Source organism: Nucisporomicrobium flavum, from assembly GCF_016464385.1.
Taxonomy (GTDB): domain Bacteria; phylum Actinomycetota; class Actinomycetes; order Mycobacteriales; family Micromonosporaceae; genus Actinoplanes; species Actinoplanes flavus_A.
This window is the reverse complement of sequence record NZ_JADMLH010000004.1, coordinates 255,731-267,936: the sequence shown is the minus strand read 5'-3', so window position 1 is coordinate 267,936 and position 12,206 is coordinate 255,731. Positions and strand designations below refer to the sequence as shown.

General features: G+C 71.7%; 8 protein-coding genes and 1 pseudogene. 4 read left to right on the top strand and 5 right to left on the bottom strand.

Features of this window, described 5'->3' with window-relative positions; genetic code table 11:
* Window positions 1-173: 173 nt before the first annotated feature.
* Window positions 174-2,099 (top strand): penicillin-binding transpeptidase domain-containing protein, encoded by a 1,926-nt coding sequence (locus IT780_RS12890; protein ID WP_199511733.1) that lies wholly within the window; start codon window positions 174-176, stop codon window positions 2,097-2,099.
* A 1,437-nt stretch (window positions 2,100-3,536) separates the two neighbouring features.
* On the opposite strand, the pseudogene IT780_RS43070 reads toward IT780_RS12890, so the two are convergent.
* The 3 genes and pseudogenes from IT780_RS43070 to IT780_RS12875 all read right to left on the bottom strand — a co-directional run.
* Window positions 3,537-4,434, bottom strand: a pseudogene (locus IT780_RS43070) (arginase family protein); the annotation flags it as partial.
* 18 nt (window positions 4,435-4,452) lie between these two features.
* Window positions 4,453-5,394 (bottom strand): tetratricopeptide repeat protein, encoded by a 942-nt coding sequence (locus tag IT780_RS12880; RefSeq protein ID WP_199511731.1) that lies wholly within the window; start codon window positions 5,392-5,394, stop codon window positions 4,453-4,455.
* A gap of 64 nt (window positions 5,395-5,458) precedes the next feature.
* Window positions 5,459-6,400, bottom strand: coding sequence for an SDR family NAD(P)-dependent oxidoreductase (locus IT780_RS12875; RefSeq protein ID WP_199511730.1), 942 nt, complete (start codon window positions 6,398-6,400; stop codon window positions 5,459-5,461).
* An 85-nt stretch (window positions 6,401-6,485) separates the two neighbouring features.
* Here IT780_RS12875 and IT780_RS12870 point away from each other — a divergent pair, with 85 nt between their 5' ends.
* Window positions 6,486-7,043: a TetR/AcrR family transcriptional regulator gene (locus IT780_RS12870; protein ID WP_199511729.1), complete on the top strand. Its 558-nt coding sequence runs from the start codon at window positions 6,486-6,488 to the stop codon at window positions 7,041-7,043.
* Here the strand turns inward: IT780_RS12870 and icmA are convergent.
* Window positions 7,040-8,713 (bottom strand): coenzyme B12-dependent isobutyryl-CoA mutase large subunit, encoded by a 1,674-nt coding sequence (gene icmA, locus IT780_RS12865; RefSeq protein ID WP_199511728.1) that lies wholly within the window; start codon window positions 8,711-8,713, stop codon window positions 7,040-7,042. The two genes, IT780_RS12870 and icmA, sit on opposite strands and share 4 nt — an antisense overlap.
* 159 nt (window positions 8,714-8,872) lie before the next feature.
* Between icmA and IT780_RS12860 the strand changes: the two genes are divergently transcribed.
* Together IT780_RS12860 and IT780_RS12855 are read left to right on the top strand one after the other, a co-directional pair.
* Window positions 8,873-10,411, top strand: coding sequence for a M4 family metallopeptidase (locus tag IT780_RS12860; RefSeq protein WP_199511727.1), 1,539 nt, complete (start codon window positions 8,873-8,875; stop codon window positions 10,409-10,411).
* A 24-nt stretch (window positions 10,412-10,435) separates the two neighbouring features.
* Entirely contained in the window at window positions 10,436-11,053 is a 618-nt protein-coding gene (locus IT780_RS12855; RefSeq protein WP_199511726.1) for a Pr6Pr family membrane protein, read from the top strand.
* On the opposite strand, the gene IT780_RS12850 is transcribed toward IT780_RS12855, so the two are convergent.
* Window positions 11,046-12,173 (bottom strand): sugar ABC transporter substrate-binding protein, encoded by a 1,128-nt coding sequence (locus IT780_RS12850; protein ID WP_199511725.1) that lies wholly within the window; start codon window positions 12,171-12,173, stop codon window positions 11,046-11,048. The genes IT780_RS12855 and IT780_RS12850 overlap by 8 nt on opposite strands.
* Between the last annotated feature and the right edge of the window lie 33 nt (window positions 12,174-12,206).

Sequence of the window (12,206 nt, the reverse complement as noted above, 5' to 3'; positions counted from 1 at the left end):
TTCGCAGCTCCAGCCTAGATCCTGCCCAACCGGAGCCGGGCACACCCCGGGTGCGCAGGCGAAGATCCGACAACGAATTAGACACATCTCACGCAGCGCGGGCGCTCCGGACGAGCGCGGGGAGGTTACCGTTCCGTACGTTTCCTGATTCGTACCTGGGGAGGGGCCACCTCATGCACCGGACCGGACGAGGCCGCCGAGCCGTCGCCGCGCTGGCCGGGCTCGCGCTCGCCGGCTCCCTGCTGGCCGCCTGCTCGGGCTCCAGCGGGCCCGGCGACACGGTCAAGGCCTTCCTCGACGGCTGGCGCAACGGCAACCTGAGCAAGGTCGGCTTCGTCACCGCGGCGGGCGGCCGGATCTCGGCCGAGGACGTGTACGCCCGGCTCCAGGGCCTCTCGGGCGACCTGGCGAAGTCGTCCGTCCTGCTGTCGCAGCAGGGCGAGGCGAAGGAGACCGGCGACATCGCGTCCGCCCCCATCAAGGTCGACTGGACGCTGCCGGGCGGCTCCGCGTGGTCGTACCAGAGCACCGTACGGCTGACGAAGGCGAACTCCGACGGCTGGCGCGTGGTGTGGGAGCCGGCGCTCGTGCACAGCGAGCTCACCGACGGCGACCGGCTGGAGCTGCGCCGCAAGGCCGCCGACCGGGCGGACCTGCTCGGCCCCGACGGCAAGCCGCTGGTGACCAAGCGCGCGGTCGTGGTCGTCGGCATCCGGCCGGACCAGGTCGAGGACCAGGCGAAGCTCTTCAAGGAGCTCGGCACGACGCTGAAGACGGTCAAGGTCGACCTCGACACCGACGACCTCGCCACCCGGGTACGCAACTCGAAGCCCGACGCGTTCGTCGACGTGGTCACCCTCCGCCAGGCCGACTTCGCCAAGGTGAGCGCCAAGCTGAACGCCCTCGGGGGCACCCTGTTCCACGACGAGCAGCGCGAGCTCGCGCCCACCCGGCCGTTCGCCCGGGCCACGATCGGCACCGTGGACGAGGCCACCCGCGAGGACCTCGACGCCAACCCGGACACGATGGCCCAGGGCGACCAGGTCGGCCACGGCGGGCTGCAGCAGCGGTACGACGCCCAGCTGCGCGGCACACCCGGACAGGCCGTGGTGATCGCGCGCAAGACCCCGGACGACAAGATCGAGGACTCGCAGCTCTACAGCATCGAGCCGGTGGCCGGGAAGCCGATCAAGATCACGCTGGACACCCGTACGCAGAACGCGGCCGACGTTGCGGTCGCCGCGGAGAAACAGCCGAGCGCGCTGGTGGCGATCCGGATCAGCGACTCGTCGGTGCTCGCGGTCGCCAACGGCCCCGACGGCGGCGGCGTGGACACCGCGCTGAGCGGCCAGGTCCCGCCCGGCTCCACCTTCAAGATGGTGTCCACACTGGGCCTGCTGGACAAGAAGGCGGTCACCCTCGACGGAGTGGTGGCCTGCCCGAAGACCAGGAAGGTCGCCGGCCGCGAGTTCAAGAACTCCCACGACATGGTCCTCGGCTCGGTACCGTTCCGCACCGACTTCGCCAAGTCGTGCAACACGGCGTTCGTCGAGCTCTCCTCGAAGCTCGGCGCGGACGGCCTCAAGGACGCCACCACGAAGCTCGGCATCGGCGCGGAGTGGGACCTGGGCACGGCGGCCTTCTCCGGCAAACTGTCCCCGGCCGACAGCCCCACGGAACTCGCGGCGGCAACCTTCGGCCAGGGCGCCACGGCGGTGAGCCCGCTCGCCATGGCCGGCGCCACGGCGGCGGTGGCCCGCGGCCAGTTCAAGCAACCCCGGCTCATCCTCGACCCGGCACCGTCCAAGCCGGCCCCCGACGGCCCCAAGCTCGCCGCCACGTCGACCGACCCGCTGCACACGCTGATGCGCGAGGTCGTGACCAAGGGCACCGGCGACGACCTGCAGGACGTACCGGGCGGCGACGTGTACGGCAAGACCGGCACGGCCGAGTTCGCCGACAAGTCCGAGGAGACCCACGCCTGGTTCGTGGGCTGGCAGGACGACGTGGCCTTCGCGGTGATGGTGCAGCGCGGCGGCGCGGGCGCTGAGGCGGCGGTCCCGATCGTCAAGCGCTTCCTGACGGAACTGAACCGCTGACGGACTCAGCCGCTGAGCGACCAGCTCAGCGGCTGACCGGCCGCTCAGCCCTTGCCGACCAGCTCACTCCTCGACCGGCCAGCTCAACCCTTGCCGACCAGCTCAACCCTTGCCGACCAGCTCACTCCTCGACCGGCCAGCTCAACCCTTGCCGACCAGCTCACTCCTCGACCGGCCAGCTCGCTCCTGACCGACCAGCTCGCTCTGTGACCGGCGGTTCAGCCGCTGGGACGCCGGGTCGGCGGGACGGTCAGGTGATGTCGGCGGGCGCCTCGGGTCCGATCTCGAACGCGGGGCGCTGCGCCGGCAGGCTGAAGTCGTCGATCTGCCGGGGACGCAGCATGCCGGGCATGGTGGCGGGCAGCGGCTCGGAGTCGAGCAGCGGGGCCTGCCCCAGCGGCCGCAGCGCACGTTCCTCGTGCTCGGCATCGTGCTCATCCTGGCTCGGATGCTCGTCCTGGCTCGGATGCTCGTCCTGGCTCGCGTGCTCGGCCCGGCTCTCGTACTCGGCCCGGCTCGCGTGCTCGGGCTGGCTCTCCTGCTCGGCATCGTGCTCGGCCTCGAGCTCCGGCCCGGCGACGATCTCCGCTTCCACCTCGTCGTCGGGCGGCGATTCGGCGGACGGCCCGGCGTAGGCGTCCAGATCCGGCTCGACGTCCGGCTCCTCCACCTCGGCATCGATCACCCCGTCGACATCGACGTCGACGTAGACGACGGCATCGGCATCGGCATCGGCATCGGCCACACCGGAGCCGGCGTCCGGCCCTTCCGGCACGCCGCCGTCAGCACCCAAGTCGTCGGCGACGAGCTCCACGTAGGCCGCGTCGTCAGCGTCGGCAAAGTCCGCCTCGGCGTCGACATCGGGGGCGTGAAGGTCGGCATCGGGGGCGTGAAGGTCGGCGTCACCCTCGACGACGGCATCGGGAACGTCACGGTCGGCCTCAACGTTGGCCCCAGGAGCGTCAAAGTCGGCGTCGAAGCCCGCACCCGGTGCGGGATCGAAGGCCGGGCCGGGGGCGGGTTCCACCACCCGCGCTTCGACCTCGTCGGCCTCCTCGACCGCCATCAGCGTCGTCGCCGGCACCGCCACCTCGTCGAAGCTGGCACCCGGCCCGCCGCCCGACATCCCGGCCGCTGCGAGCGCCACATCATCCGCCGCCGCAGCAGCACGCCGCTCCTGCACAGGATCGGCCGCGGAGCCCACCCCGGCAGCCGAAGCCGCGGCCGCCCCGACAGCCGGCCCGGAGCCCGCGTCGAAAGCCGACCCCGAAGCCGGCGCGGAACCCACCCCGGAAGCCGGGTCCGAGGCCGGCGCGGAACCCACCCCGGAAGCCGGAGCCGAGGCCGGCGCGGGGGCGAGCTTGCCCGGTGCGCCCGGCGCGAGGAGGTCCTGGCGGGCGGCGACCAGGTCCGGCCGGGCCTCCACCGTGTGCGCCGACTTCAGTCCGGCGACGATCGCCGCGGTGATCTCCTCGGCGTAGCGGCCGTCGGGGTCGTAGTCCGGGTCGAAGACCGTGATCTCCACGCCCAGGCAGTGCGGCGACTCCACCAGGCCGGCGAGGAGCAGCTCCAGCTCGGGGAACGCGATGCCGCCCGGCTCCGGCGCGTCCACGGCCGGCATCACCGCCGGGTCGAGGACGTCCACGTCGAGGTGCACCCAGTAGCCGGCGCAGTCGACGAGTTGCTCGCGGGCCCACTGGGCGCTGCGGGCGGCGCCTTCCACGCGCAGCGTCGGGACCGGGCGGGTGACGATGCCCGCGGCCTGGAGGTCGAGGCGGTATTCGTCCTGGGCACGGATGCCCATGACCACCACGTCGATGTCGCGGTAGTACGGCCGCCGGCCCTCCATCGCCGCCAGGTCGACCTGGCCGCGGCCGGTCACGAGGGCCAGGTCCTCGCCCGCGGCCGCGCCCACGTACGAGGCGTTGCCGGGGTGCCGGAAGTCCGAGTGGCCGTCCACGAAGACCAGTCCGATGCGCCCGCCCACGGCCTCGCCGAGGCGGTGCATGGCCAGCGCCGAGCCGAGCACGATCGAGCAGTCCCCGCCGAGCACGACGGGGAACTCGCCCTGGTCGATGATCGCGCCGATGCGGTCGGCGAGCCGGCGCGAGTACAGCGAGATCTCGGAGGCGTGGCAGACGCCGTCGCCGGGCCGCCACTCCCCCGGGTCGTAGCGCGGGGGTGTGAGGCAGCCCGCGTCCCGGGCGTCGAGCCGGCGCAGCAGCCCCTGGTCGCGCAGGGCTCCGGGCGCCTTGGCGCAGCCGGGGACCGACGTCCCGGTCGGCGGGCGCAGTCCCAGGTTGGACGGCGCGTCGAGCACGGCTATGCGGCGCATGGGGCCCCCGTACTGTGCCTAGAAGAGCGCGCGGGCAAGCGCACGGCGCGCGCTCGCCACCGCCGGGTCGTCCGGTCCGGCGACGGTGAACAGCGACAGCAGGTGCTTGCGGACGGCGTCGCGCTCCTCGCCGGCGGACCGCTTCACCGCGGCGACGAGGCGCTCGTACGCCTCCGGCGCCTGTCCGCTGAGGACCTCGATGTCCGCGGCGAGCCGCTGCGCGTCGAGGTCGTCGGGGTCGGCGGCCGCCTTCGCCAGCACCGCGGCCGGGTCGACGCCCTCGATCCGGCGGTAGAGCTCGACCTGGGCGAGCCCCGACTCGGCCGCCCGGTCCTGCGGGGACTCGGCGAGGATCTTCCGGTACGCCGCCTCGGCCTCGTCCAGGTCGCCGCTCATCAGCGCGTCGTCGGCCGCGTCCATCCGCGGGTCCTCCGCCGGGGCGACCTGCACGCCGCCGGCCTTGAGCACCGCGTCGACGTACCGGCGCACCTCGGCCTCGGGCAGCACGCCGGTGAAGCCCTCGACGAGCTGGCCGCCGACGACCGCGACCACCATCGGGATGCCCTGCACCCGCAGCGCCTGTGCCAGCCGCGGGTTGGCGTCCACGTCGACCTTGCCGAGCACCCAGCTGCCGCCGCCCTCGGCGGCCAGTTTCTCGAGGATCGGGCTGAGCTGCTTGCAGGGCTCGCACCAGTCGGCCCAGAAGTCGAGGATGACCGGCGTCGTCATCGACAGCTGCAGCACCGTCGTCTGGAAGTTCTCTTCAGTCACGTCGATCACCGCGGCGGGCGAGCCGCCCGGGATGCCGGTGGCCGGGCCCGCAGCGGGCGTGGCGGCGGCGCCTGCGGCCGGCCCGGAGGCGGCCTGGGCGGACGGCGTGGGCTTGCTCGCCGGGCGCAGCGCGCCGAGATCGACCGCGCCGCGGGTGAAGATCGACGGAGTGGTCCGTGGGTCGCTCATGGTTACCTAGTCTCGCACGCACTCCCGCGTGTCCGCCGCGCCGCCGGGCAGGCGATATCGGACGTCACAGCCGCTGGTCGTCGCCCTCGGCGAGCACGGGGTCGCCGAGGTAGCGCACCCCGGTCGCCTCCTCCGAGATGCGCCACAGCCGGGCGGCCAGGGCGAGATCGTCGGCGGGCGGCACGAGCGCATCGAAGTGCACCCTGATGTCCTTTTTCCGCGGGGCGAAGCCGAGGAAGACGCCGGTCCGGGCGGCCGGGTCGGTGGCCGCGAACGCGAGCGGCAGCGCGGCCTGCTCGACCGGCCGGCTGAACAGGGCACCGCCGATCGTGACCATCGCCCGCTGCGCGAAGGTCCGGGCGCTGTCGTGCATCGGGGTGGACGCCATGCCGGGGTGGCTCAGGAAGCTACGCACCGGGCTGCCCGCCCGGCGCAGCCGGCGGTCGAGCTCCGCTCCGAAGAGGATGTTCGCCAGCTTGGACCTCACGTACGCGGTCCCCGGCGAGAATCCACCCTCGGCGCTCAGGTCCTCGAAGTCGGTACGCACCTTGATCCGCCGGTAGAGGTTGGACCCGACCGCCACGACGCGCGGATCGTGATCGGGCCGGAACAGGTCGAGCAGCAGGCCGGTGAGCGCGAATGCACCGAGGTGGTTGGTGGCGAACACGCTCTCGTGGCCCTGGCGCGTCAGCTCCCGCGTCTGGCCGCCGATCCCCGCGTTGTTGACGAGCACGTCGATGCGCCGGCGGTCGGCGCGCATCCCCTCGGCGAAGCTCCGGACCGAGTCCAGGTCGGCCAGGTCGACCTGCCGCACCTCGAGGTCGCCGGTCAGCCCGGCGCGGGCCCGTTCGCCCTTGGCCACGTCGCGGACCGCCATGATCACCGACGCGCCGCGCCGGGCCAGCCGATCGGCCAGCACGAGGCCCAGCCCGCTGCTGGCGCCGGTGATCAGCACCGTCCGGCCGGTCTGGTCCGGCATGTCGTCGTAGTTCCAGCTGAGTGCCATCGGTGCCTCCAGGGACGCAAAGAACGGATTCTTTATCCGCTAAGAGCCGACAGTAGCACGGCAGCGGATGGGTTATCCTCTGCCTGTGACCTTGCGCGCAGACTCCGCCCGCGTACGGGCCCAGACGCTCGCGGCCGCCCGGGCCCGGATCGCGGCCGGCGACCTGGAGCTGCCGATGAACGCCATCGCCAAGGAAGCGGGCGTGGGCGTGGGCACGGTGTACCGGCACTTCCCCAGCCGCCGGTCGCTACTGGAGGGCCTCGCGACCGAGAGCTTCACCGAGCTGGTGGCGGAGGCACGGGCGGCGGCGGAGAACCCGGACATCGCCACGGGCCTCGCGAACCTGCTCCGGGCGGCGCTACGCCGGCAGCTCACCGATGCGAGCCTGGCGGCGGTGCTGTCGGAGCCGGGCTTCGAGTGCGTCGACACGCAGAACCTGAGCAGGGAGCTGGGCGCCGCGTCGCTGCGGGTGCTGGACCGGGCGCGCGAGGCCGGCGTCGTACGCCCGGACGTCACGCCTGACGACTTCAGACGGCTGACCTGCGGCATCCAGCACGCGGCCCGCAGCGGCGGCGACCCGGAGGCCGCCGCCGACCGCTACCTCGACATCGTGCTCACAGGGCTGCGGCCCGAGAAGAACTAGAAGCGGGCGGGCTCGCGGTAGATGCCCCAGACGTCCTTGAGCGCGCCGCAGATCTCGCCCAGCGTGGCCTCGGCCCGGGCCGCGTCGAGCATCGCGGGGATCATGTTCCCGTCGCCGCGGGCGGTCTCCACCAGGCGCGCCAGCGCCTGCTCCACGCGTACGCGATCACGGTTGTCCTTGCGAGCGGCCAGCTCGCGCCGCTGCACGACCTCGACCTCGTGCGAGACGCGCAGGATCTCGAGGTCCTTGGCGACCGTGCCGGTGTGCACGTTGACGCCGACGATCCTCTTGTCGCCCTTCTCGAGGGCCTGCTGGTAGGTGAACGCGGCCTCGGCGATGTTCGCGGTGAACCAGCCGTCCTCGATGCCGCGCAGGATGCCCGAGGTCATCGTGCCGTCGTGGCCGAGGTCGCGGATGCGCGCGAAGATCTCCTCCGCCTCGGCCTCGATCCGGTCGGTCAGCGCCTCCACGTACCAGGAGCCGCCGAGCGGGTCCGCCACGTTGGTCACGCCGGTCTCCTCCATCAGCACCTGCTGGGTCCGCAGGGCGATCTCGGCCGACTCGTCCGTGGGCAGGGCGAGGGTCTCGTCGAGGGCGTTGGTGTGCAGCGAGTTGGTGCCGCCGAGCACCGCGGCCAGGGCCTCCACGGCCGTACGCACGACGTTGTTGACCGGCTGCTGCGCGGTGAGCGACACCCCGGCGGTCTGCGTGTGGAACTTGAGCCAGAGCGCCTTCTCGCTGGTGGCGCCGTAGTCGTCGCGCAGGTGGCGGGCCCAGATGCGGCGGGCCGCCCGGAACTTCGCGATCTCCTCGAAGAAGTCGACGTGCGCGTCGAAGAAGAAGCTGAGGCCGGGCGCGAACGTGTTGACGTCGAGGCCGCGGGAGAGCCCGAGTTCGACGTACCCGAAGCCGTCGGCCAGCGTGTACGCGAGCTCCTGCGCAGCGGTCGAGCCGGCCTCGCGGATGTGGTAGCCGGAGACCGACAGCGGCTTGTAGCGCGGGATCTCCCGGGCGCAGTACTCCATCAGGTCGCCGATCAGGCGCAGGTGCGGCTCCGGGGCGAACAGCCACTCCTTCTGCGCGATGTACTCCTTGAAGATGTCGGTCTGCAGCGTGCCGTCGAGCTTGCCGAGGTCGGCGCCCTGCCGCTCGGCCGCGACCAGGTACATGCAGAAGACCGGCACGGCCGGGCCGGAGATCGTCATGCTGGTCGTGACGTCCTGCAGGTTGATGCCGTCGAACAGCACGTCCATGTCGGCGGCCGAGTCGATCGCGACGCCGCAGTGCCCGACCTCGCCGAGCGACTGCGGCTCGTCGGAGTCGCGGCCCATCAGCGTCGGCATGTCGAACGCGACGCTCAGCCCGCCGCCGCCGGCGGCCAGGATCATCTTGTAGCGCTCGTTGGTCTGCTGGGCGTTGCCGAAGCCCGCGAACTGCCGGATGGTCCAGGTCCGTCCGCGGTAACCGGTCGGATAGAGACCCCGGGTGTACGGGAACTCGCCCGGCCAGCCGATGCGGTCGAAGTCCTCGACGGTGTCGCCGGGCGCGGGCCCGTAGACGGGATCGACGCTGGTCCCGGACAGCGTGGTGAAGTCGGCGTCCCGTTTGCGGGCGTCGTCGTAGCGCTTCTGCCAGCGCTCGCGACCGGCGGCGATGTCGGCTGCGTCCATGGCGCCCATCGTAGGCACAAACCTGAACGATCGCTAAGCCCCGGACGGAAGTGATCGCCGATGCTATGACGTTTTCAGGATATTCACAGTGCTGCATATCAACGGAAGTCTGACCGCGTGGCCACCGCCGCTCCCCCCAACGGTCAGGAGACCCCCCGAGTGAAGAAGTCCATCGCTGCCGTCGGCACTGCCCTGCTCCTGGGCGGACTGCTGGCCGGCGCCGAGGCCGCGAACGCGGCACCGGCAGCCGATCCCCTGTCCCCCTCCGCCCACCGCGCCGCCGTCAAGGCGAGCACCGCCGACGCCTTCGCGGTCATCGCGAGCGCCAAGGACGCCGACGGCACGACCCACGTGCGCTACCGCCGTACCTATCAGGGGCTGCGCGTGCTGGGCGGCGACTTCGTGCTGCACGGCGCGAACGGGGCCCTGCGCAGCGCGTCGGTCGGCCTCACCGCCCCGCTGTCGCTGAGCACCACGCCCTCGCGCAGCGCCGCATCGGCCGCCGCCGCGGCGAAGAGCCACTTCACGGGTACGGTCACCGACCTCGGCTCGCCGGAGCTGGTGGTGGACGCGACCCAGGGCTCGGGCACGCTCGCGTACGAGACGGTCGTCGCCGGCATGGCCCCGGACGGTCAGACCCCGTCGCGCCTGCACGTCGTCACCGACGCGACCACCGGCAAGGTGCTCAGCTCGTGGGACACCGTCGAGACCGCCACCGGCAACAGCCTCTACTCGGGTGCCGTCTCCATCACCACCACGCAGGTGTCGACGAGCAGCTACAGCCTCAAGGACGCGGCGCACGGCAACGGTACGACCTGCGACATGAACAACCGGACCTCCGGCTCGTGCACGCTGTTCACCGACGCCGACAACGTCTGGGGTACGGGCACCACGAGCAGCCGCCAGTCGGCCGCGGTCGACGCGCACTACGGCGCTGCGAAGACGTACGACTACTACAACTCGACGTTCGGGCGGAAGGGCATCTTCAACAACGGCACCGGCGTGCCGTCGCGGGTGCACTACGGCAACGCGTACGTCAACGCGTTCTGGGACGGCTCGCAGATGACGTACGGCGACGGCTCCGGCAACGCCAAGCCGCTGGTGTCCATGGACGTGGCCGCGCACGAGATGTCCCACGGCGTCACCGAGCGCACCGCCGGCCTGACCTACTCGGGCGAGTCCGGCGGCCTCAACGAGGCGACCTCCGACATCTTCGCCACGATGGTCGAGTTCTACGCCGGCAACAGCAGCGACCCCGGTGACTACCAGATCGGCGAGAAGATCAACATCAACGGCAACGGCACGCCGCTGCGCTACATGTACAACCCGTCGCTGGACGGCCGCGGCAGCCAGAACTGCTGGTCGACCAGCACGAAGAGCGTCGACGTGCACTACTCCTCGGGCGTCGGCAACCACTTCTTCTTCAACCTGGCGGAGGGCACCGGCGCCACCGCGTACGGCACCTCCCCGGTGTGCGGCTCCGCCGGCGCGGTCACCGGCATCGGCCGGGCCAAGGCGGCGGCCATCTGGTACCGGGCGCTGACCACCTACTTCACCTCGAGCACGACGTACGCGAAGGCCCGCGGGTACACCCTCTCCGCGGCGACCGACCTGTACGGCCGCTGCGGCACCGAGTACAAGGCCGTGCAGAAGGCCTGGACCGCGGTGAACGTGGCGGGCACCGACGCCGCCTGCTGAACTACCGGGCGGTAGCTTTCCCTCGTGAGATTTCTGCGGATCACGGCCCTGGTCGCCGTCATCGCCGGTGTGGCGCTGACGGCGGCCGGGGCCGCCACCGTGTCCGGCCTGCTGCCCTACTTCACGATCCAGAGCAATGTGGCGTACGGCCTCTTCGCCGGCTGGGCCGCCTTCCGCGGACCGATCGACCGGCCGGCGCTCAAGGGCGCGGTCACGCTGTACGTGGCGATCACCGGCCTCGTGTACCACCTGGTGCTCGCGAACCCGGCGAGCGGCTTCTCGATGGGCCCGGTCGATCGCACCCCCGCCGAGGCGGTCGGCAACCAGCTGCTGCACACGGTCGTCCCGCTGCTCGCCGTGCTGGACTGGCTGATCTTCGACGAGCGCCGCAGGTTCCGCTGGCGGTACGCCGCCTTCTGGCTCGCCTTCCCGCTCGGCTACCTCGGCTTCGCGCTGGTCCGCGGGCTGATCACGCACACGTACCCGTACCCGTTCATCGACGTCACCGATCTGGGCTACGCGGGGGTCTCGCTGAGCGCGGTGTTCTTCGCGGTGGCGTTCTGGCTGCTCGGGCTCGCGTTCGTGGCGATCGACCGGGTGCCCTGGCGAGCGGCGGCGGGCGAACGGGACCCGGTTACTTGATCCCGGCGTCGCGGCAGAGCGGGGCGAACCGCCCGGCGCAGACGGCCTTCTTCTCGACGAAGCCGTCCTTGATCACCAGGTTGATGTCCTTCTTGGCGATCGGCAGCGGGTCCAGCAGCACGGCCGGCACGTACGCGCCCGACTCCGGGTCCTTCACCCGGTCGCCGGTGGTCGGCCGCTCGCCGCGGTAGAGCCGGATCGCCAGGTCCGCCGCCGCGTCGGCCTCCTTCTTGATCGGCTTGTACACGGTCATGCACTGGTCGCCGGCGAGGATGTTCTGCAGGCCCTGAACGGTGGCGTCCTGGCCGGTGACCGGGATCTTGCCGTTCATGCCGTCCTTCTTGAGGATCGAGATCGCGGCGTTGCCCAGGCCGTCGTTGGCGGCCAGAACGCCGTCGATGTTCTTGTTGGTCTGCTCCCACATCTCCCGGAAGACCACGCCGGCCTCCTTGTTGTCCCAGTCCTCGACGGACTGGTCGGGACCCTTGAGGTACTCGCCGCTGTCGTACCTGGGCTGCAGCACCGAGTCGTAACCCTCCTTGAACTGGGAGGCGTTGTTGTCGGTCGGCGAGCCGTTCAGGTCGGCGATCATCGGCGGCTCGGCGCCGGCCGTGGCGCCCCCACCCATGCAGCGCACCAGGCCCTGCCCCTGCAGCACGCCGACCTGCTCGTTGTCGAAGCTGACGTAGTAGTCCGCGCCGCCGTTGAGGGTGAGCCGGTCGTAGTCGATGGTCCGGACGCCCTCGGCCTTGGCCTTGTCGAGAACGACCTTGCCGGTCGCCGAGTCCAGGTTCACGATCATCAGCACCTTCACGCCACCGGCGATCATGCTGTCCGCGATCCGCTGGAACTGGGCCTTGTCACCCTGGGCGTTCTGGATGTCGACCGGCACGTCGGCCGCGTCGAAGGCAGCCTGCAGCAGCTTCGGGTCGTCGGTGCCCCAGCGTTGCGAGGTGGTGGTGTCCGGCAGGATCACGCCGACCTTGCCGGCGCCGGCCCCGGCGCGGGTGCCGCCGCCCGAGGCGGCGCCGCCGTCCCCGTCGTCACTGTCCGTGCATGCGGACATGCCGGAGAGCGCGGTCGCGGCGACCGCGGCGAGGGCGAACAGTCTCGTACGCATGGAGTTCCTCCTGGCCAGAGGGCGGCAAGGCTA